Source organism: Halomonas sp. A3H3, from assembly GCF_000982975.1.
GTDB classification, from domain to species: domain Bacteria; phylum Pseudomonadota; class Gammaproteobacteria; order Pseudomonadales; family Halomonadaceae; genus Vreelandella; species Vreelandella titanicae.
The window spans coordinates 1,196,363-1,217,591 of record NZ_HG423343.1 but is presented as its reverse complement, the minus strand read 5'-3'; the positions used below and the strand labels follow the sequence as shown (position 1 = coordinate 1,217,591).

General features: G+C 54.2%; 15 protein-coding genes. 6 read left to right on the top strand and 9 right to left on the bottom strand.

Annotated elements, in window-relative coordinates; all coding sequences use genetic code 11:
• Positions 1-126 precede the first annotated feature (126 nt).
• On the bottom strand, positions 127-864 hold the full coding sequence (locus HALA3H3_RS27600; protein ID WP_022520266.1) for a FadR/GntR family transcriptional regulator: 738 nt from the start codon (positions 862-864) through the stop codon (positions 127-129).
• A gap of 354 nt (positions 865-1,218) precedes the next feature.
• Between HALA3H3_RS27600 and HALA3H3_RS05280 the strand changes: the two genes are divergently transcribed.
• Positions 1,219-2,391, top strand: a complete 1,173-nt coding sequence (locus HALA3H3_RS05280) for an L-rhamnonate dehydratase (protein WP_022520265.1) — start codon at positions 1,219-1,221, stop codon at positions 2,389-2,391.
• Positions 2,392-2,399: 8 nt separating this feature from the next.
• Positions 2,400-3,386: an AraD1 family protein gene (gene araD1, locus HALA3H3_RS05275; RefSeq protein ID WP_053856906.1), complete on the top strand. Its 987-nt coding sequence runs from the start codon at positions 2,400-2,402 to the stop codon at positions 3,384-3,386.
• A gap of 382 nt (positions 3,387-3,768) precedes the next feature.
• Here the strand turns inward: araD1 and HALA3H3_RS25965 are convergent, their stop codons facing one another.
• Entirely contained in the window at positions 3,769-4,077 is a 309-nt protein-coding gene (locus tag HALA3H3_RS25965) for a hypothetical protein (protein ID WP_238326117.1), read from the bottom strand.
• Positions 4,078-4,107: 30 nt separating this feature from the next.
• Positions 4,108-4,278 (bottom strand): hypothetical protein, encoded by a 171-nt coding sequence (locus HALA3H3_RS26905; protein WP_022520263.1) that lies wholly within the window; start codon positions 4,276-4,278, stop codon positions 4,108-4,110.
• Positions 4,279-4,802: 524 nt separating this feature from the next.
• Here HALA3H3_RS26905 and HALA3H3_RS05265 point away from each other — a divergent pair.
• The 4 genes from HALA3H3_RS05265 (at position 4,803) to HALA3H3_RS05250 (ending at position 9,701) form a co-directional block, all read left to right on the top strand.
• Entirely contained in the window at positions 4,803-6,071 is a 1,269-nt protein-coding gene (locus HALA3H3_RS05265; protein WP_022520262.1) for an aminotransferase family protein, read from the top strand.
• A 25-nt stretch (positions 6,072-6,096) separates the two neighbouring features.
• A complete protein-coding gene (locus tag HALA3H3_RS05260; protein ID WP_022520261.1) occupies positions 6,097-7,578 on the top strand; it encodes an NAD-dependent succinate-semialdehyde dehydrogenase in 1,482 nt (493 codons plus the stop codon).
• 219 nt (positions 7,579-7,797) lie between these two features.
• On the top strand, positions 7,798-8,508 hold the full coding sequence (locus tag HALA3H3_RS05255) for a GntR family transcriptional regulator (protein WP_022520260.1): 711 nt from the start codon (positions 7,798-7,800) through the stop codon (positions 8,506-8,508).
• On the top strand, positions 8,505-9,701 hold the full coding sequence (locus HALA3H3_RS05250) for an FAD-dependent oxidoreductase (RefSeq protein WP_022520259.1): 1,197 nt from the start codon (positions 8,505-8,507) through the stop codon (positions 9,699-9,701). Before HALA3H3_RS05255 ends, HALA3H3_RS05250 begins: the two co-directional genes overlap by 4 nt.
• 187 nt (positions 9,702-9,888) lie before the next feature.
• Here HALA3H3_RS05250 and HALA3H3_RS05245 read toward each other — a convergent pair whose 3' ends face one another.
• The 6 genes from HALA3H3_RS05245 to HALA3H3_RS05220 all read right to left on the bottom strand — a co-directional run bounded on the left by HALA3H3_RS05245 (position 9,889) and on the right by HALA3H3_RS05220 (position 21,188).
• Positions 9,889-11,166, bottom strand: coding sequence for a TRAP transporter large permease (locus tag HALA3H3_RS05245; RefSeq protein WP_022520258.1), 1,278 nt, complete (start codon positions 11,164-11,166; stop codon positions 9,889-9,891).
• A 3-nt stretch (positions 11,167-11,169) separates the two neighbouring features.
• Complete coding sequence (locus HALA3H3_RS05240; RefSeq protein ID WP_022520257.1) at positions 11,170-11,703, bottom strand: TRAP transporter small permease; 534 nt, start codon at positions 11,701-11,703, stop codon at positions 11,170-11,172.
• 83 nt (positions 11,704-11,786) lie between these two features.
• A complete protein-coding gene (locus HALA3H3_RS05235) occupies positions 11,787-12,815 on the bottom strand; it encodes a TRAP transporter substrate-binding protein (protein ID WP_022520256.1) in 1,029 nt (342 codons plus the stop codon).
• Positions 12,816-13,063: 248 nt separating this feature from the next.
• Positions 13,064-14,290 carry an McrC family protein gene (locus HALA3H3_RS05230; RefSeq protein WP_022520254.1) on the bottom strand — a complete coding sequence of 409 codons (1,227 nt, stop codon included), beginning with the start codon at positions 14,288-14,290 and terminating at the stop codon, positions 13,064-13,066.
• Positions 14,287-16,932, bottom strand: a complete 2,646-nt coding sequence (locus HALA3H3_RS05225; RefSeq protein WP_022520253.1) for an McrB family protein — start codon at positions 16,930-16,932, stop codon at positions 14,287-14,289. Before HALA3H3_RS05225 ends, HALA3H3_RS05230 begins: the two co-directional genes overlap by 4 nt.
• On the bottom strand, positions 16,929-21,188 hold the full coding sequence (locus HALA3H3_RS05220) for an Eco57I restriction-modification methylase domain-containing protein (protein ID WP_022520252.1): 4,260 nt from the start codon (positions 21,186-21,188) through the stop codon (positions 16,929-16,931). Before HALA3H3_RS05220 ends, HALA3H3_RS05225 begins: the two co-directional genes overlap by 4 nt.
• Positions 21,189-21,229: the final 41 nt, after the last annotated feature.

The window sequence follows — 21,229 nt, the reverse complement described above, 5'->3', positions numbered from 1 at the left end:
CGTCAACGTGTGGAAGAAGTACTCCGAAGGCGTATTCTAAAATTTCCCCTTCCTGCTCATGTTGAATTTGTATCCATGCTGCTTAGCAGGCACTGTGCGATCCTCGGTTCGTTTTTTGAATCAATCTTAGCTATGGCTTGTTTTCAATTTAGCCCTGGTGGTTCGGAAAACACTATCTAGGTGGGTAAGCATAGCGCGCTCAGAGGCATTAGGGTCGCCGCGCATGAGGGCATCAACGATGTGCTGATGTTCTAGGTAACTGCGCTCTATAGCTCCTGGCTCCAGCATTACCTGGCGCCGGATGTTGAGTCCAAAGGTGTAAAGTTCTTCGGCATAGCGCAATAGAATCTCATTGTCGGCGTACTTTGATATAAGTTTATGGAAGTTTTGGTCGGAGAGCTGAAAATGTACGGGAGAGTTAAACAATTTTTCCTGCTCCTCAAGCATTCGTTTTAAAACGTCGATACCCTGAGCATCAATATGGATGGCTGCGCGCCTAGCAATGGCGGCCTCTACCACGATGCGACTCTCGAATACACTGTCCACGTCGAAGCAATTCATCACAGGCACTTTGGCGTCAGAATGGGTTGCGTGGAATCTCGCCAAGGCTTCATCGTTAGCACAGATGCGCGTCTTGCTGCCATGAGAGACGCTTATTAGGCCGTGAGCGGTGAGCTGGGAAAGCCCCCCGCGCACGGTCTCTCGGCTGACGCCAAATAGTTGAGCCAACTCACGCTCACTAGGTAATTCGTCTCCATCCCGTAATAGGCCGGTAAGAATCATGTCGGTCAGCTTATCAGCCAATATTTCTTTCTTGGTCCGATTCATAAGCGTCTTTTCGAAGGCGAATGCTGAATTGTGCATAGCTACACTCCTCTCATGGCTGGTATATATAATAGACCAGATAATCAAAAACTATATATGTTGCGCAGGCAGATTAAAACAAAGCTATATTTTTTTAATTATTTATTGACATAGTGTTACAGCATGTTTAGGTTTCTAAGTTAGTGGTATGTTGGCCGTACCAGAAGACCAGTTTATCACTACCAATTACAATTAAGGAGTGCACTATGCTCAGGAAGCTGCTGAGGCTTTATTTCTTCTCACTGACTATCGCCAGCATGAATGCTCAGTCGAGCAAGATTGTCTTCGCTATCGGTGGTACACCAGCCTTCACAAGCGCCTAATGCCTTCATAAATACAAAGGAAATCCTACCAATGAAAATTATCAAGGTCAGAGCCCGTATCTTCGAGTGGAAAGGACACACCGTCCCAGCCCAAGCCCATTTCTGCTCTAATGCTATGGATGAGCTGTGGGACAAGAGCGATTCAATGGGTACTTTCCGCTTTCATGGCTGGACCGCCGTGGAAATTGAAACCGATACAGGCTTGGTCGGCCTAGGCAACGTGGCGCTTGCCCCTTCCATCGCTAAGGCAATCATCGACCAGTACCTTGCTCCACTTGTGATCGGTCAAGATCCTTTCGATTACGAATACCTATGGCAACGCATGTACCGCGCCACCCACGCCTGGGGGCGTAAAGGGATTGGCATGGCGGCAATCTCGGGCGTCGATATCGCCATCTGGGACATTATGGGTAAGGCGGTAAATAAACCGGTCTTTAAACTGCTCGGCGGACGTACCAAGGAGAAAATTCCCTGCTACGCATCGAAACTCTACCGTACTGATCTTAAAAGTATGCAAGACGAAGCACAGTCTTATCTCGACCAAGGTTTTTCCGCGATGAAAATGCGCTTTGGGTACGGCCCCAAAGACGGCCCGGCTGGCATGCGCGAAAACCTGAATAGTGTCGCAGCGGTTCGAGAAGTTATTGGCGACGATATTGACCTAATGCTCGAATGCTATATGGGCTGGAACCTGGAATACGCTAAGCGCATGTTACCCAAGCTGGAACGCTTTGAGCCTCGGTGGCTCGAAGAGCCCGTGCTGGCCGACGATATCGATGGCTATGCTGAACTGAATCAGCTCACCAGCATTCCGATCTCTGGGGGAGAGCACGAATTCACTCATTATGGCTTCCGACAGTTATTGGAGAAGCGCGCTATTTCGGTGATTCAGTACGATACCAACCGTGTTGGCGGCATCACTGCTGCACGCAAGATCAACGCCCTTGCCGAATCGTTCAGTATTCCTGTAATCCCGCATGCAGGACAGATGCACAACTACCATTTGACCATGTCGACGCTGGCCTCGCCAATGTCCGAGTTCTTCCCAGTTCATGACGTTGAGATCGGCAACGAGCTTTTCTACTACCTCTTCAAAGGCGATCCCGAGCCGGTGAATGGCTTCATTGATCTCGACGACGACGTGCCAGGTCTTGGTTTGACACTCAACCACGATCATTTTGATCAGTTCAATATCACCGAATGAGGCCAAGCATGAGATTGATCCAGTGCATCCATGATGGCACCCCATACGCCGCCCTAGTCGAGAACGCCGAACAGGTTCGCTTGCTTAATGCCGACACCTATACCCTGGCCCGCCGTGCCATCGCTGCGGGGCACTCGTTGACTGAAGCCATCGAAGCCGCTGCGACTGAGACCCGGCTCGAATATACTCAAATTCTCGACGAGAAACGCCTGCTGCCCCCGCTTACTCATCCGGACCCGGCCCATTGTCTGGTCACCGGCACCGGGCTGACCCATCTGGGGAGTGCCGACACGCGCTCGGCCATGCATACTAAGACGCAAGTGAGTGAGGAAGAACTCACCGACTCAATGCGAATGTTCAAGTTGGGGATCGAGGGAGGCAAGCCTCAGTCGGGTATGTCGGGTGCGCAGCCCGAGTGGTTCTACAAGGGCGATGGCGCCTGCGTGGTGGCCCCTGAGGCCGAGATTCCCGTGCCGCACTTCGCAGAGGATGCGGGTGAAGAGCCTGAATTGGCCGGGCTCTATGTGATTGGAGATGACGGCCAACCGTGGCGGGTGGGTTACGCCATCGGCAATGAGTTTTCTGATCATGTCACCGAACGCTACAACTACCTATGGCTGGCCCACTCCAAACTGCGTGCCTGCAGCTTCGGCCCGGAACTTTTAGTAGGAGAGCTACCTGTTCATTTGGAGGGTATTAGCCGTATCGTACGCGGTAACAAGACGGTGTGGGAAAAACCCTTCCTTACCGGTGAGGCCAACATGGCGCACAGCCTAGCGAATCTCGAGCACCATCACTTCAAATATGTCGGTTTCCGCCGGCCCGGCGACGTGCATGTGCATTTCTTCGGGACCGCCACCTTGAGCTTTGCCGATAACATCCGCACCCGCGAGGGGGACCGGTTTGAGATCAGTCTTGCCTATTTCGGCCGTCCGTTGCGCAACCCACTAAGCTTTGAAACGGCCAGTGCGCCTATCGACGTGAAATCGCTCTGACAACAATCAGAAAGGAGTTCGACATGCCCCAGGGCCCCTGGAAGGCAAGTTACTCAAGCGTCAGTGGCAGATCAAGGTCCATCGATTCGATCAACCCGGCTACTAACAAATTCCCCGAGCCTATGGTCGTCGGTGGTAAGACGGTCGAGGTCGAGTATGCCTGGAGGCTTGCCAAGAGGGCCTTAGCTATCTATTGGGAGGCCTCCTTCGGATTCCTCGACTGTCGCTATTGAGATTGGAAAAATTGGCGATGAACTGAACGAGCGTGCCATGCCCGAATACGGTCTGCCCATGGCTCATCTGGTAGGGGAGCGGGGCCGTCCTGTGCCAATGTCATATCGACCTACTTCCGGTGGCCGTGTTCGGAACCAGCAACTTTCCGCTAGTTTTCTAGGTGGCCGGGGGCGACACTGCCTTTGTCGTAGCGCGTCGCTATGGCGCGATTCGGCTTCAATCGAGAAAATGCATTCTCTACGAGATAACGATAGCGATATAACCCTCTGCCAAAACAGCTATTTCCTATCTTTGAGTTGCGCCTGCGTGGGATCACCAAGCTAATCCCGTTGGCGTTGACCTGCTCACGGGTACGCCCACTTTCGTCCCCTTTATCTGCCACTAATGCTCCACCTGTTGAAGACTCATCAATCAGCGCTTGCTCCTGTGTGCCGTCATGGACGTCACTTCCGGTGATCCTGGAGGCAATTGGTAACCCATGGGCTAATTAAATTTTTCTCTTGTTACCCATGCGGCTTTTACCAATGGCTTCTACTTTCTCTGTGGCTGCCCCTGTGCTGTCTTGCTGAACCTTGTTATAGAAGTCTTCGATAAAGAGCCATTTAATAGCTGGGTCTTCCACTAATCGATTAAAAACAGCCACCAGTTTGCCCACCACGTTTTAGGCGTTGAAGCGCTTATAGACAATGTTCCAGTGCACGAAGTCGTCGGGTAAATCCCGTTACTGGCAACCGGTATGCATTCGGTAAAGACTACCCCCCCCGTTAATCGCAGGTCAGGCTTGTCATAGATACTTTGTTGAAGCAGGGTAGGTTTAAGCTTCAATCAGTGTTCATTCTTGAGCATCAGTCTAGGCATGGCGAGCTCGCAGTCTCTTGGTGTCGGAACCTGTATTCTGCGAGTTTGCCCCTATCCTGCCAATACTATCTCTCCAAACGTCAACAGACCCTAGGCAATGTCAGCCACCATCAATATGTTGGGCTTTCCGACCGTGAATTGCCGATTATCCCTGTGAGGACGCTTTTCACCGATAGGTGACCAAAAAGTAAAATGTCTCATTATATCAAGGGAATCTGGGAAGTCGTAGTGCTAGGCAAATTGTAATACAATAGTACAGTCGCTAGTATAGAACAGTTGTACAATCATCTTTTTAACCTCAGTTCAATCCCGATAGGTAACAGAATGACAACTCCGGCTTTGTGGAGTGCGCAAGCACACATGCCCTCGGTGATCGGCCGACAGATCCAGGTGGTCTCCGCGAAAGGCTCCTACCTCACTACGGATACGGGCGCCAAACTCTTCGATGGCACCGCTTCTCTGTGGTATGCCAATATCGGCCACGGTCGCGAAGAGATGGCGAAAGTTGCCTACGAGCAGATGAAGACGCTCGACTCCTACCATGTGTTCGGTCGCTACACGAATAACCGGGCCGTAGAGCTTGCGGAAATGCTCGTTAGCATGGCCCCCATCGACGATGCCAAAGTGATCTTGAACAGCGGCGGTTCTGATTCCATTGACGTGGCGTTGAAGTTGGCGCGCCGCTACTGGAACCAGGTAGGCTGCACATCGAAGAAGGTCATCATCAGCCGGGAGCACTCCTACCATGGGCTCCACGCTTATGGCACCAGCGTCGCCGGCCTCGACTTTAACCGTGAAGGTTACGGTTCGGATTCTCTGGTCGATGGCACCGAGCGGATCGACAAGCACTCCACAGCGGCCTTTGCCGAGGCAATCGAACGTATCGGTGCGGAAAACATCGCTGCCTATATCGCAGAGCCAGTGATGGGAACCGGAGGGGTGCACCCCCCACACGAAGGCTACTTCGCGGAAATTCAGCGGCTGTGCCATGAGAACAATATTCTGTTTATCGCCGATGAGGTGATCACCGGCTTCGGGCGAACCGGCACTATGTTTGCCTCATCCCGCTATGCGCTGCAGCCGGATATCATCACTTTTGCTAAAGGCGTAACCTCCGGCTATGCCGCTCTGGGCGGGGTATTCGTTGCCCCCCGCGTGTGGCAACCGTTCTTTGAACAGGGGGCCGCCTCACCGGTATACCGCCACGGCACTACTTATTCAGGCCATCCCGTTACCGCCGTCTTAGCGATGAAAAACCTTGAAATCCTTGAGCGCGAGGGTTTGGTGGAGCGCTCGGCAGCGCTTGAACGAATACTGGCCAGTGAGCTCGCGGCAATCGAATCTCATGAGCTCGTGGCAACCACACGGGTCGGTGGCTTTCTGGGCGCAATCGAGCTGCATAATGAGGTTCAGGCGGAATGGGTCACCGACCAGATTATCGACCTCGGCTTCATCACTCGCCCGTTGCGGGGTAACGCCGTGCAGATCAGTCCGCCCTTTATCACTACAGATCAGGAAGTGCGCGACCTCGTCAACGGAGTTCGACATGTACTTGACGACATTCGGTCAGGCAAGGCCCGGGCCTCGGCATAAGCTAAAAAACTGAGAGGGAAATACCATGCAGCTACCAACCCCATCAGCGGAGCGCCTAGCCGCTTCCGAGGAAGCCCTGAAGAGCTTGCCCGGCTATAGCAAGCATGCGCCCGGCGACAAGGAATTTGCCGTCCTCGACCCTTCCACGGAGGAGCGCATCGCTACCCTGCCCAGCATGACGCCACAGGAAGCCTTAGCTGAGGTGGCGATAGCCGACAAGGCGGGCCGCACTTGGGCGAAGACGACGCCACGGCTGCGTTCCGATACCCTTCACAACGTTTATTCGGTACTTATCGCCAACCAGCAGCGCCTGGCCTATGTCATCAGTCGCGAGATGGGAAAACCGTTGGCAGAGGCCCAAAGCGAGGTGCAGTATGCTGCCGATTACGTACGGTGGTATGCCGAAGAGTTGCTGCGCCCGGCCGGAGAGTATCGTGAGAATCCAGCTGGAGGCTCGACGATACTGACACGACGCGCTCCTGTGGGCCTGGCACTGCTCATTGCGCCATGGAATTTCCCCATGGCGATGATCACGCGCAAGATCGCTCCAGCAATTGCCACCGGTTGCGCATCCGTGATCAAGCCAGCGGCCCTGACTCCATTGACCACCCTGCTGACCGTCGAGCTGATGGCGGAAGCCGGCGTGCCGCGTGAGCTGATGCGCGTGGTCACCACAGCGAACCCTGCCGCTTTCAGCGAAGCGGTACTCTCAGACTCTCGGGTCCGGAAGATTTCGTTCACCGGCTCCACCAGTGTGGGCAGCACTCTTATGGGGCTTGCGGCTAAAAACATCGTCAAGAGCTCGATGGAACTAGGGGGTAACGCCCCGCTCATCGTCTTCGACGACGCCGACCTCGAGCGCGCCGTGGACGGGGCGATACTGGCGAAACTGCGCAATGGGGGGCAATCCTGCGTGGCGGCAAACCGCTTCTATGTGCAAGACGGCATTGCCGACGCTTTCGTCGAGGCCTTCAGCAAGCGGATGTCAGAGGTCGTGGTCGGCAATGCCATCGCCGAGGGAGTTGGTCTGGGGCCGGTGATCAACCGTAATGCTGTCAACAACTTTCAGCTTCTTGTCAGTGATGCCATTGCGCACGGTGCCGATCTGCGCACCGGAGGACAAGCCCCTGAAGGCAACGGCTACTTCTTTGCCCCGACCGTGCTCGATAACGTGCCAGCTGAGGCCAAAATCGCGAACACAGAAATCTTCGGCCCCATCGCGGCCATTTCCCGCTTCTCAACGCAGGAAGAGGTGGTATCGCGAGCAAACGATACGCCGTTCGGGCTGGCCGGCTACGTTTTCACAGAAAACCTCGACCGTGCACTCAATGTTGCCGACGAACTGGAAACCGGGCTGGTTGGCATCAACAACGGGGTACCCTCCAATCCGGCTGCGCCGTTTGGTGGCATGAAGCAGTCCGGTCTTGGCCGCGAAGGCAGCCACGAAGGGCTAGAAGAGTACCAGGAGATTCGTTACTACAATATAGCGCGGCGACCCACCGTGTAAGCACTTCCCGTGAACAAGGTCCTGACTACCATCAGGACCTTGTTCTTCCCGGGTACCCTGCATAGGATTACATGGATGCAAGGCGATACTCAGGCCCGGTATCATCATGTTTCATTCACCCAGGAAACAGGAAACAGGAGAAGGGAGATCGCGCCACTACCGGCTAAAGGGATTGGCAACCCACCCTAGTTCCCCAACTCAAGGTATCTCCCACCCCCCATGAGTACACCTAAGCTTCGCACTATCTCAGTCGTGGATGCGGTTGCCGAGCAACTCAGTGAGGCGATTTTCGATGGTACCTTTCGTCCCGGTGACGTGCTGGTGGAATCGCAACTCGCGGACCGCTACCAAGTACCTCGGCAAACGATCCGCTCTGCGGTCGTGGTGCTGATACATGATGGCATCCTTCGGCGTGAGCCCAACAAGAGCGTATACGTTCCACAGTTCTCGGAAGATGATCTTCACGACCTTTTTGCTGCACGCCGACTACTCGAGATTGAAACAGCTCGCATCCTCGCATCACGAAAGACAGTTCCCAAAAGCGCCGAGAGCGCTGTACGGTTCATGGAAGTGCTATGTGATGGCAACGACTGGGACGAAGTCTTGAAGCTTGACTTTCAGTTCCATCAAGCTCTTATTGAAGCCACCGACAGTCCACGCCTGCAGCGATTCTATCGCAGCATTTCGGCCGAAAAACGTCTGGCTCTCTCCTATTACCGCTCGGGAAACTCTTCACCCCAGGTAATTGCTCAGGAGCACCGGGAACTGTTGGATGCCCTTCGTACTGGAGATCCTGACATGGCCGCAAAAGCTAGCCGCATCCATATAGAAGAGTCAGAAGCGTTCATCAAGCGGGCGATACAAGCGCAACGCGAATCTCAGTCCGGTAATCAAAGTGCCCAGACCTCTAAAAAGGAAGCGGAAAAATGAGAGTTGCGGTCATCGGACTAGGAGCCATCGGCGCGCAGGTACTTTGGCAGTTAAGCCGCGTTGACGGAGTCGAGGTGCATGGCTTCGATAAGGAGTACCCCGGCCACCCTTCAGCGGGTGTTGGAGGAGAGAGCCGGCTCTTCTGGAACCTAGAGATGACCGAGCCTGCCTACGTCCCCCTGATCGAGCGTGCCGCGGTGGCATGGCGTGAGCTGGAAGCCTCTAGCGGCCAGACGCTGCGCGATCCTACTGGCGTGCTGATATACGGTGGAGAGCAAGACGCCCAGATGCAGTGCGCGCTCAACTCCGCCAAAGCACTAGAAGTACCCGTAGAGCTCCTGGAGACATCCGCACTGTGTAGGCGCTTTCCCCACTTTGCGTTCGATGATCATTCCTTCGGTCTCTGGGACATCAATGGGGCCGTCATTCGGCCAGAGCGTACAGTGGAAGTCACCGTTGAACTGGCCCGTCGAAACGGCGCAATCGTTCATGAATTTAACCCTGTCACAGCGCTAGATGTTACAGGTTCCACGGTCAGCGTACTCTCACCGTCTGGTAAGCAGACATTCGATCGGGTGGTGATGTGTTGTGGCGGTTGGACCTCGAAACTGGTGCCCCATATCCAGGACGAGGTGGTGACAAGACGCTTGACCTCATTGTGGTTTAATGCACGCCAAGACGACTTCATTGACCTGCCACCATTCCTGAGGACGGCTCCTCAATACTGCTATGGTATTCCCAGCCAGGATCGGCGCTCAATCAAGCTCGGGCTTGGGTTCAATGATCATTACGTCACTGGCGATGCCGACACGCTACCTCGACAGCTTGAAGGAGCTGAGCTCGCGGCGGAGCTGAACAAGTTCGAATGGATTCGCGAGGGAATGCTGCCGTGGCTCAGCCGCCGACCCTACCGTGTCGAAACGTATGTCGAAAGCTATACGCGCTCAATGCTCGAGTATATCCGCCCACATGTAGAGAATCCGAATGTCATTATCATGACAGGGTTCTCGGGACATGGCTTCCGTGTCTCTCCCGCCATCGGCGAGATCGGTTGCCAACTAGTGGTCGATGGGAAAACCAGTGTGGATATCGGCTTCATGGAAAGGGCAAGCCCGCTCTTCTCCATTCTTGACCCTAAACAAGGCACCACAACTCATAACTCAGCCATGGCCAGCGGCCCTTCGCGAGTTTGAGTCTATCCATTTCCTCTTCCTGCCCGAGCCGGTCATGCGTCGGTCGCGAACCTAGCTGTGTATGCATATCGAGGCCACGACCGCTTGAAACCGGCCCAGTTGGGCAAGACCGTACACCACCACACTAAGGGAGTGCTGGACGCCGAACGGATGCCGACGACGACCAACCACGTTCACCAAAAATACGTTATCCCAACAAATTGGGTAAGAAGAGAGATATCTGTGGCACATAAGCCACCAGGAACAGGATAGCAACAAGAGCCGCCACGAACGGCAGCGCCGCTATGCTCACTTTTTCGATCGACAAGCCGCTAATGGCACTGGCCACATTGAGGTTGTCACCCACTGGTGGAGTGGCAAACCCAATCATTGACGCCATGATCATTACAATGCCGAAATGAACTGGGTCCATTCCCATCTGCATAACCACCGGAACGAGAATGGGAGCCAGAAGGATAATACCCGCTATGGTCTCCATAAACATTCCAACGAAGAGCAACAGCAGAACGATCACTGCGAGAACAATCCAGAACGGTACAGGCAGCGCACCGAGAAAGCTGGCAATAAGTGTGGGGATGCGTTCAAGCGTCAAGATTCTGGCATAAGTAGACGCAGTAGCGATGATCACCAGAATCATTCCAGAAATGAGGAATGTGGTTTTCAGCATCAAAGGTATCTGTGATATCTGAGCCTCACGATACAGTATTGCAAGAACCAGACTGTAGGCCACGGCAATACCCGATGCCTCAGTCGGAGTGAACACACCGCCATAAATGCCGCCCAACACCACCAAAGGCATCATCAGCGTCCACTTAGCTCGCCATATCGCTTTGCGACGTTCACCCCAGTTCGCTTTGGGTGACTTGATTCCGTAGCCCTTTTTCTTACAGATGTAACGACTAACGATATAGAGAGTCAGTACGATGACAATACCGGGAATGAGGCCGGCAAGAAAAAGGTCACCAATAGAAGTGTTCGTGGTTATTCCGTATATGATGAGCGGAATGCTGGGTGGGATCACAATGCCCACACCCCCACTAGTCGCCAGTATGCCAGCACTAAAGCCTCGACCGTATCCTTCCCGGATCATCGCAGGGATCATGATGCCACCGATAGCGGCAACCGTTGCCGGACCAGAGCCACTCAACATGGCAAAAACGGTGGTTCCCAGCAAGGTAACGGCCGGCAATCCACCGGTGATATGACCAACAAATGCCTTGGCAGCATCAATCAGTCTTTTGGAGAGCCCCCCATACTCCATAATGACGCCGGATAATACGAAGAGAGGTACCGCAAGCAACGAGTATGAGTCAACAGCTCCAAACATCGTTTGCGTGAGATAGTTGACAGGAACGACCTCAGTAATGATTACCGAGAGCATAGAGGAAATGCCAAGCGCAAAGGCAACTGGCATGCCCATGATGAGAAGCACGATAAAGCTTATTGCCAGAATACTGATGCCCATGTCTTAATCACCTTCGGGCTGTGATGGAGGAATAGGTGCCCAGGGGTTCCGAATGAGATCGATGAGTGAACGCACCATATGCTGCAACACCCGAAACGACATTAGGGATAGGCCAAGGGGAAGCCCTACATACACGAGATACATGGGAATCTGTGAACCTGGGGACAACTGCCCAGTAATCATTTGCCTCCTGACCATCTCAATCGACAGAGTGAACATGTAGATAAGAAAGGCTAGCCAGGTAATAAATACGAAAAGGCGAATAATCCGTTGCACGAATGGCATTTTTTTGCCGATCAGATCGACTACAACACCAAATCTTACATGTCGCTGATATTTGATGGCATAACTTCCACTCAAATAGACGAACCAGACGAGAGCATAGCGCGCAATCTCTTCAGACCATGAGGATGGACTGTTAAAGAAGTAGCGCATCACGACCTGATAAATCACCAAGGATGCAAACACGACTAGGGCTATTGTGGCTAAGTAGGTTTCTATGTGATCGTCGAAATGTGAATATATCCACTTCAGCATGGGGTTATCATCCATTCTGCGACAAAGACAACGAGCCCCCACCCAAGCCTTGTTGACTCAGATAGGGGCACTTTCAGCCTAAATTACTGAATAGCTTCAAGAAAGCTGGTATTGCCTGCCGCTTCCAGTATCGCTTTAAGCTTGTCTGTATCCACTTCAGAAGCGTTATCTGCATAGAACGGAACAGCAGAGTCAATCCATGCTTGCCGCTCTTCTTCCGTCAGGTCAGTGACTGTGCCGCCTGCGGCCTCAATCTCGGCACGGATCTCATCACTCACGGTTTTCTTGAGCGAGCGAATTTTGTCGATCGCTGCATCCGCTGCAGACTGAATGATTTCCTGATCCTCGTCGGACAGACTTTCATAGAAATCCTTGTTGATGAGCAGGACTTCAGGATCATAAATGTGCCGGGTTTCGGTCAGGTAGCTCGCAGGCTCGGTCAAGCGAGCAGAGTAGAGAAGTTCGTAAGGGTTCTCAACACCATCCACGACTCCCTGTTGCAAGGAGGTAAAAACCTCGGGAAAGGAGAGGGGAGTGGGCGCCGCACCGACGCTCTCCCAGTAAGCAATGTGCATTGGCACCTGCATGGTACGCAGTTTGACGCCTTCCATATCCTCAGGGACTCGAACCGTGCCATCTGTCATGGCCAGATTACGGAAACCATTCTCTCCCCAGCCGAGCGCGATCAAGCCGCTGTCGGCCAGACCTGCCAGCATTTCGTCACCGAGTTCGCTGTCAAGTACTTCATAGGCGGTCTCGGCATCTTCAAATATGAAGGGAAAGTCGAAGACCTGGAGTGACTTGTCGAAATTAGCAAGCACACCGACCGAAGGCGCTGTCATCTCAATATCGCCGAACTGGGTAGCTTCGATCATTTCCCGTTCACCACCGAGCTGACTATCGGGGTACACCTCGACCGTAATTCGCCCGTCGGTACGTTCGGCCACCTGCTCAGCGAACAGTTCGTAACCCTGGTTTTGTGTGTCACCAGCCGAGATCACATTCCCGAATTTGATGGTGTGGCTGTCACTGGCGACGACGACGCCCGACCAGGCAGTGAGGCCGAAGGCAGCGACGGCTCCAGCGGTGATGAGGTTTGTAGTGCGGATCATAAAGCACTCCTGTTATTGGAAAATTATTTGGGAGCAACTGCACGTGGGCTGGTGTCTGGTGCCATTTTCACCAGTCATGCACACCCACATTGTATTACAGTAACACAATATGCATCTACCGCAACTAGCGCAACGACTCCCCCGACGTCACCCTCTGATTGAGTAGTACTACAACTTTATATCCTTTGGTGATTGCACAGAACATTCGCGTTTCAGCGTTTTTCCAAGCCTATTGAAATGAGTGACCCTTACTTTGCCTCAATCACTATATCCACTGGTTTTCCATCAACAGCGACGGATTGCAGTAACACATTGCAGTTGACGGAGCCTGACAATTGCAATGAGTACGTCTTACCTGCAGGTAAAAATGTTTGCTCCGGGTAGAGTAGCCCTACTGTGGCACAACCGTAGGTGCTGGCGTAGGCGTTGACTTGATAGAGGTCTGCGGCGGAGAGTGACGAGAGTGGATCCTGATTAGGCAAACGCTTCCACTTGGTATCCAAGATAGTCACGGGGCGCTGATTTTTATCGAGAAGCGCGATATCAGGACGCATGAGTACTCGGCCTTTGCCGTGCTCGTCACTGGCGAGGTAACGCCTAGGTCGCTGCTCTACAAGCCGAAGCCCATGGCGGCGAGCGAGCGGCCTTAAACGGTTAGCCGTGTAGCGCTCAAATAGACGGTTCATGTCGAAGAGCAGGCTGAAGGCTTGCTGGCTTCCGGAGCGAGCATCGAGAAACTGTCCATCCAGAAATAGGTGAGCCAGAGCGACCAGCGGGGCGTAGCGAGTCTGCATCCTGTTGAGTTGATCGACCGCGGGTCCTCGCTCTTGGAACGCCAAGGTACCGACGTGACCGAAACGCATGCGCAGCGCATGAAGCTGCTGAGCCAGCAGGGGGCTGGTGCAGAGGGGGATCACTAGCCGCAGAGCGCTGTGCAGCAAGCGGTTAACCGGAATATCAGCGACCAATTCGCTGTACCGACAGGCCAGCCGCTGTGGCTTGAAGAGGTTCTCGCGTTGCTGGCGCACCAGATCAATGCGTCCACGCACCTGATCCAGAGTGTCGTCAATGTCCCGGTAGTCGCGTAGCAGGCCCTGCTGCAACTGGCGTTCTAACAGCCGGGCGAAATGACTTATGAACAGGTCCAGCAGGGTGGTTTGGCTGGTCGCCAGCCCTGCGCCCAGGGTATCCACTCCCACCAAGTCGCCGGCGTAAGCGAGCATGGTTAGTAGGGTGTTGCGTTGCTGGGCTTCGGTCTGGTAGGGAGTCAGTTTGGGCAGCACCTCCATCTGGAGTCCGTCCACCTGGACGACACCGCAGAACTGGGTAAACTTAACTCGCCGGTGACCCCACTGTAAGCAGCCGGGCGGGAGCATGCTCTCAACCGTGGCCAGCGCCTCAGCCTCAAGTGGCGATAGAGAGTGCCCCTCGCCGATCTCCAGCCAGCCATGTTCAATGGCGGTCAACTGCCTCATGCTTCGCCTTCCAGCGACTCATAGATTTTTTTGATGGCATCAGCGGTGATCTCATTAGGTGCTTTGACTTGATAGTCGGGCCTCTCAAGCATCAGGTCATCGCTACCCGGGAAGAGTTGGGTTGGGTCAAGAATGGTAGCGGTAATTAGCTGCTGTTCACTGTTAGCGCCTTCATCGGCAAGAACGCGGCGGATCTGGCGCCAGTCGTCGTAGAAATACTCTGCCAACATAGGGATGATGTCGTATACCATGACCCGGCGCAGAGCGTCGAGATCCTTCACCTCCGTGAAATAAGCGTGCCCGAAGGTTTGGTCGCGGTGCAATAGGTAGCGCAGGCGTAGGTTGATGGCTTGTAGCAGGGCGCGCAGGTTAAGTAGCTCGCCCTCGCCATCGGGGATATAGCCGTCTCCTTGGCTGCCAGGAATTCGCATGGGCTCCGGCATCAGCTCCTGAAAGTGAAAGCGTCGGCGCAGAGCGGCATCCATCAAGGCGATGGAGCGGTCAGCGGTGTTCATGGTGGCGTAGATATCAAGGTTCTTGGGCACACCGAAGCGCTCACCGGAATAGGGCAGTACCAGCTCGATTCCCTCAACCAAGTGGCTTCCAGGATCCCACCAAGCACGCTTGTCAGGCTCGATCAGAGTGATTAGTTCGCCAAAAATACGTGAGATGTTGCCGCGATTGATTTCATCGATGAACAACGCATAACGCTGGTCAGGGTCTTGGCTGGCACGCTGACAGAACGTCTTGAATAGCCCGTCGCGAACCTCATAGCTTATACCGCCACCTTCGGTAGTCTGCGGGCGTATCCCCTCCACAAAGTCTTCGTAGCTATAGGACTGGTGGAAGGTGACCGTTAAGTGGCGTTTAATGCGGGCGTCATCACTGGCGGGACCCTCCTGGAGTTGTGCTAGCTTCTCGCGTAGCCCTTCACCGGCTTCGTCCCATTCGCCGGTCAAGATCCAGCGGCCATTTTGTTTGTCGAATATCAGTGGTGAAATTCGCTTCTCGGCGGCAGTCTGAACCGTTTTCGATTCAAGTACCGTGTGTTGCTGTAATGCGCCCCAGCAGGTCTGACGTAAATGAGGGTTATTAGCCCGCCCTTGTACCCGGGCCTTAGCTTTGAAGAAACGATGAATTAAAAGCTCATTAACAGTGGCGATACCGCCCTGATCGGCAAGTGCCAGGGCGATAGCCTCCCACCAGGAAGTGTTCGCCAGCTCTTCCTCCAGCCACTCGCCGGTGGGTGCTCGATTAGCCTGGCTCTCGTAGCGGGGCATTAAATGGGTGTGCAAGTGGTAGGTCTTGCCCGTACCGGGTGGGCCGTAAAAGATTATGTTTACAGGGCGTGCGATCTGAATAGCCTGTTGTTTGGGTGTGCTGGGCCTGGCGGCAGATACCTTTATCTTAGGCAGTTTTTCCCACAGCTTGCCGACCAGCTTGGCCGAAAGTGATTTGATCTCGATGCCAGAGCCTTGGGGTGACCATATTTGACCATCGGTCGTACCTCCTAGAAGGTCAGCCATGCTGATATAGGCATCTACCTTAGGGTCGCGCAGGTCAGTCAGGGTGATATCCACGCGTCGTATGGTATCGCCGTTGGCGGCGCGATTGGTGTCGTAATGGGTATCCTCGTAGGGGGCCGATGCTATGTTCCCGCGAGCGATCAAACCACGCGGTTCCTGCCCCACTCGCACCAGGTAGAAAGTATCGCCCTCGCGCAGCTGGGTGGAGGCAGTGCGCCACGGTATGGTGACGTTCTCGCCACTGGCGATTTTCAGACGGTCGTCCTGAAAGGATTCCCAATGCCAACGCTCGGGGTTCCAGGCCATGAGCCAGGTGCCGGGAGTAGGGCGCCACTGCTCTAGCCAGGGGGTGTCATAGAAGTCCACCTTGGTGCCGTGTTCCTGCTCTAGTCGCTGGCGCAGGGCTAGTAGCGCCTGGTCGATCTCGCGCTCTGAAAGTTGGCGGAGTCGGTGCTTCGAGAGGCCTTCGAAGGCCTCTAAAATCTTCTCCTTGTCGAGGCTGATGGATATGTACTCAAAGCTGTCCGGAAAGAGTAGGTAGTTGAGGATATGTGTCAGCTGGCGGTTGCCGTCGCGACGTACGCTAGCCATCCAGTCCGCAAAAGCCCAGGGAGCTTGTGCCTGGCGCTGCTGTTGATCGACCGGGAGCGACTTGAAAGCGCGCAGCAGGTCGATCAGAAATACCAACTCGCGCCAGCGATGAGTATTGAAGCCGGTGCCTGTGCTGCCCACACCGCCGAGGCTCTCGTCGTCGAGTCCAGATGCCTGCTCGGGGAAGGGCTCACCACTCAGCTCCCAGATTTCCTTCACCATGCGGCGTTTTGTGTCGGGCTTGATATTGCTCGAGAAGAGCAACAATAGCCAGTTGAGTTCGGCCATCAGCTGGATGGCCTGTGGGGAGGTATCGGCCAGCTGAAGCGACAGCTTGTGTACGAAGCTGTCTCCTCCCTCTATGGGGTTCTGGATGAAACTGCGGTTCAGCTCCTCAAGGTTGTCGAGGATCCAGAGTCTTGTATCGCTGAAGAGGCTGCCATTTTGAAGAAGGCAGTTTTCCTTCCAGCGCTCGGCAGCGGCGAGCAGGTGCGTTGTCTCGTGTTTGTGGCTATAGCGACTCATGCCAAGACTTCCTCGTCGTTCGCAAATTGGATGGCCAGAACATCAAACGCCTCTAGTACCTGGCGCTGGGTGCGGTATTCGCCAAAATTGGCGATTTCTTTACGCTTGAGGCCGGGGAAGGTGACAGAGGGGTGATCCGGTCCCATGACATCAGCCGGGTCGAGGATATAGCGCAGCTCGTCGCGGGTGAGGCTATAGAGGTGTGCGTAGTAGGCGTCGAGTTCACAGCGTAGCTGGTGGCGGCGCTCTGGCTCCCAGCCGAAGGGCGCGCCCTCGTAGCCGAGATCTCGGGCGAAAGGCGTCAGATCATGGCTGGTGTAAGTCAATTCCAGCAAGCGAGGAATGATAAAGTCTAGGTGCTCTTTATTGTAAGAGTCAGGTGATAATACTGGAAGTTGTTTAATGATAAAGAAGCTCATGTTTGCGCCGCCAATTTTATGGCGTGCTACAAAATCTAGCGTCAGCGAGGAGAGATTAGCCTGGAGTGCCGCTATGAGCGGAGTGCTTATTGTAATGGGAAAAAAGAAGATGGGAAGGCTATTCGATGCCCCTGATAAAGGGATTAAACTAACTATAGCTGTCCTCTCATCGGTTGATCGACAGATTCCACGGTAACCAAGTAAATATTTTGGGCATCGGTTTGGTAACAGCTTATCGATTATAGAGAATGCATCATTTCCAGAGTCGAAGTGATGAAGCCAACCTGTTAGCTCCTCATCTTGCATAGGGTGCTGTTCGGCGAGTGCTCTGGATTCTAGGCCAGCCTTAGTCTCCTCGCTCTCTACGAAGAGATTTCCGTTCGAACCCTTCTTGACCACCTGTTTACCCAGTATTAGGGCAGCGCGTTCTTTTTTGCCACGAATCAGGAGCAGACCCGCGAGCCATTTTCGTAGTTCTTTTTCCAGCTTTTCAGTGTCTTCGCGTCTGAAGCTGGTTTGCAAGTCTTTTGGAAGATCTGCGGTGCGCAAGATTACTTCTGCTTTCTCCAGCCAGTAGCGTGGTATTGGCAAGTAGTCTGCATTTTTCTTTTCTTGTATATATATATCTCTTGCAGTTTCTCCAGAAAAATTATAAGTAGAAAATCTATGGTCAAAATGATGCACCATTTTTGCCTCATAGAGCGGAACGTGATTTAGCTCTTTGGCAATAGTATGAAGGTTATCCTTTTGTGAGACTTCACTGAATAAACTATTAGATGTCTTTAGTAGATGACTGTCTTCCGCCATGTGGAAGTGTCTGGTTTTTACTTTGATTCCCCACGGGTTTAACTCTCCTGAAGTCGTCTCTTTAACTAATACTTTGGATCTGGAGTAGATTTTTTTTGTCAGCTCAGCATCGTGCTTAGAGCGAAATACCGGGCAGGTGCGGGTATTCGGATTGATTAATACGAAGTCTTCCGGGGTGAGCTGGAAGTGGCGATCTTGATCATGTAAATGTTCAATGCGGGTGGCGAAGAACATTAGATCGGCAAATTCCACCTGGTCGGCGATGGTCAATAGCGAGAACTTGTAGCTGCGATGGACGCCCTGAAACAGGCCTTCTCGGTTTTCGAAGTCGTAAAGGCTGGCTAGGCGATGGCCAGTGCCTAGCGCATCGAAGTAGGCCTTGGTGCTGTCGTCGGTGGCGATGCCGGTAGGTACGATGATGCCGGCACGGCTGCCGTGCCCAATCAGCTTGAGCGCCAGCTCGGCAAAAAGTGCATAGAGGTTGACGTCGCCAGTGCCGGTGAGTGGGAAGCCCCCGCCCTTGCGTACGAACTGGCTGGAGGCTTCGGCGGCGTGTCGGGACAGCTGGAAGTCAGTGTAGAGCTGGAGCTCTGCGGGACTTTCGCTATCAGCGAGTGCTTGGATCATTCGGCCACGGGCGGCGGCATTTCGTGCCTCAGCAATTTCTGGGGCACGCACGGCAAAGAACTCCTTCTCCTGTAGCTTGATGCGCTCCCAGGGCGGGTTGCCCAGTACCACATCGAAGCCCGGCGATTCGCGATCGAATACCTCCGGGAACTGCAGTTGCCAGTGGAAAAAGCGGTTCTGCTCGGCGCGCAGGCGAACTTCAGCTTCAATGCGCGGGTCGAGCTCATCACGGTTGGCGGCCATTAGCGCCTCGTTAGTGATGATGCGATCTTTAAAACTGGCATTTTTGGGAATGAAAAAGGCCGCTGTCCAGAGATCCTGAAGTAGACGGGCACGGCGGGCTTCGGGGCTCTCCTGGGCTGCCTCCCAGCGCTGTCGCTTTTCGGCGATCTCCTCCAGAGACTCCTCCGAGAGTTCTTCTACAGCTGCGAGCTGGCGGCTGTTGATGCGCAGATCCACCGCCAGAGTGTCGGCCATGGCCTTGTTGCTCTTACGCAGCCCCTTGAGCAGCTCCTTGTCGTCGCCTTCGATGGCATCGAAGGCTTCTTGAGGGATGCCGTTCTCTAGTACCGCTGTGTCGAACACGCCCACTAGCGCATTTCCCGCTTGGATATGGCTTTCTAAAAATGTCAATGGTTTGCCGGGTTCGAGCGCCTCCATCCATAATGCGGTGCGGCACAGCTCGATTGCCATGGGATTGACATCCACCCCAAAAATGCAGTGCTGCACCACGTCGCGCAGGGCATGCTGGAACTGTTCGGGTGTGGGCTCGCTCTCTTCGGCGTCCAGCTGGGCAACTTCACGCGCCAGGGTACGGGTAGCTGCCAGCAGGAAGTGGCCTGAGCCACAGGCCGGATCGATAATGCGCATACTCAAAAGAGCATCGCGGGGCTGGTGGTGGTTATCTTTCAGCCGCTGGGCAATCACCGGTTTTAAGGTGGACTCGATAAGCGATTGCACCAGCACATCCGGTGTGTAGTAAGAGCCGGTTAGTTTGCGCAGGTTGCCTGCAGTGGTTTCGCCGTCGTCTAAGCCGACAAAGCGGAATTGCCACGGGTTTTCACTGATGGCAGGCACCAGCTCCAACAGGGCCTCGTAGACAGAGCCTAACTCTTCGGCATCCATGTTGGCGTAGTCGGTCGCTACCAGGGTTTGGGTGGTATCACTGCGGTGCCAAGTTAAGGCGCGAATGGCAGTCAACAGCGCACGGTTATCTAGCTGGCAAGCATCTAGATGCGGGCACTGTTCGTCACCAAACAGCCCACCTAGCGGCGGTAACGCTAGCAGGGGTTGGCCATTCGCGAGCCCAGCGAGTGAGTGCTGTAACGTGACCCAGAGGTCATGATGGCGCGCTTCAAAACGATGGGTTTTGCGCGCAGCTTGGCGCAAGGTTTCCAGGCTGTATCCTTCGCGATAGCGCTCAATGGCCAGTGGATTGCTATCGGCTGGGTGGAGCAAATGGCGAGCTTCGGCACGCAGTAGAAACAGCAGTCGATACACAAGGCGCAAAAGTTCTTGATAGTAAGCGTGGGCATCGAGCGAGCCGTTACTGAATTGCTGGCGCAGAGCGACATTTTCTGGGTGAGCGAGAAAACCGCTGCCGAGGGCTTTAAGAGCATCGGTAACGCCCAAACGCAGCTTATCAAGCAACCTTTCGCCTTGTTCTTCGGCCTGCTCACGCCACTTTTCCAGCCAGCAGTGGTTAGGTTGTGCGTGTGCGGTATCTATATCGTCTTGTGAAGCAAACCTACTGGCGTGCAGCAGTAGCCAGAGACGGCGAAAATCAGGCAGTCGCTCTTCCGTAAATAGCGTGGCAAGTTCAATCTCGATATAAGCCGGGCGCGTCATTGAAGGGTTATCTCGCAGAATGCGCAGGCGCTGCCCATCACTGACGATGCCCCACAACGCTTCATCTGTCGCGTTCAAGTACTCTTGAACAAGCCCGGTGGGGCTACGTTTTCGCCCCTCATGCCCAAAGCGAGGTAGGGCAGTATCCAAGGGCTTTTCCCCCGGCGCACAAATCACCAGCGGCACAGCGCCCCCAAAGGCGAAGTGTGTGATAGGGAAGTGGCGTTCGCCAATAACGCGGGCGTGTTTGCATTCATGTAAATCAGTAAAGCCAAATACCTGAACGAGCAGATAGTGCATCCAGGATTGAGCAGTCGCGATAGGGTCGGCTAGGTCTTCACGCTGGCGCTGTTTATCGAAACTGGCCCACTGGGCCTGAGCGATACGCCAATAGCGGCCTATCTCGTCACGAAGCGTTAACCCTTTGGGTATCTGATAGTCGCCTGGTTTCTGGCCAGGCAGCTGCAGAGCATCCAGCTGGTTGAACAGGTCAGCCGGCAGTAAGCCACCTTCCAGCCGAAAGATCGCATCCTGAATAGCATCCCTACGCTTCATGTCAAAAGCTCCTGCATGTTGGTCAAACGGATTTGGCGGAC

Bases quoted from the DNA above. Each gene is read 5' to 3' on its own strand.
- HALA3H3_RS05220 (WP_022520252.1), bottom strand. From the start codon at position 21,188: ATGAAGCGTAGGGATGCTATTCAGGATGCGATCTTTCGGCTGGAAGGT.
- araD1 (WP_053856906.1), top strand. From the start codon at position 2,400: ATGAGATTGATCCAGTGCATCCATGATGGCACCCCATACGCCGCCCTA.
- HALA3H3_RS05255 (WP_022520260.1), top strand. From the start codon at position 7,798: ATGAGTACACCTAAGCTTCGCACTATCTCAGTCGTGGATGCGGTTGCC.
- HALA3H3_RS05235 (WP_022520256.1), bottom strand. From the start codon at position 12,815: ATGATCCGCACTACAAACCTCATCACCGCTGGAGCCGTCGCTGCCTTC.
- HALA3H3_RS05250 (WP_022520259.1), top strand. From the start codon at position 8,505: ATGAGAGTTGCGGTCATCGGACTAGGAGCCATCGGCGCGCAGGTACTT.
- HALA3H3_RS27600 (WP_022520266.1), bottom strand. From the start codon at position 864: ATGCACAATTCAGCATTCGCCTTCGAAAAGACGCTTATGAATCGGACC.
- HALA3H3_RS05260 (WP_022520261.1), top strand. From the start codon at position 6,097: ATGCAGCTACCAACCCCATCAGCGGAGCGCCTAGCCGCTTCCGAGGAA.
- HALA3H3_RS05265 (WP_022520262.1), top strand. From the start codon at position 4,803: ATGACAACTCCGGCTTTGTGGAGTGCGCAAGCACACATGCCCTCGGTG.
- HALA3H3_RS05240 (WP_022520257.1), bottom strand. From the start codon at position 11,703: ATGCTGAAGTGGATATATTCACATTTCGACGATCACATAGAAACCTAC.
- HALA3H3_RS05230 (WP_022520254.1), bottom strand. From the start codon at position 14,290: ATGAGGCAGTTGACCGCCATTGAACATGGCTGGCTGGAGATCGGCGAG.
- HALA3H3_RS05245 (WP_022520258.1), bottom strand. From the start codon at position 11,166: ATGGGCATCAGTATTCTGGCAATAAGCTTTATCGTGCTTCTCATCATG.
- HALA3H3_RS05225 (WP_022520253.1), bottom strand. From the start codon at position 16,932: ATGAGTCGCTATAGCCACAAACACGAGACAACGCACCTGCTCGCCGCT.
- HALA3H3_RS05280 (WP_022520265.1), top strand. From the start codon at position 1,219: ATGAAAATTATCAAGGTCAGAGCCCGTATCTTCGAGTGGAAAGGACAC.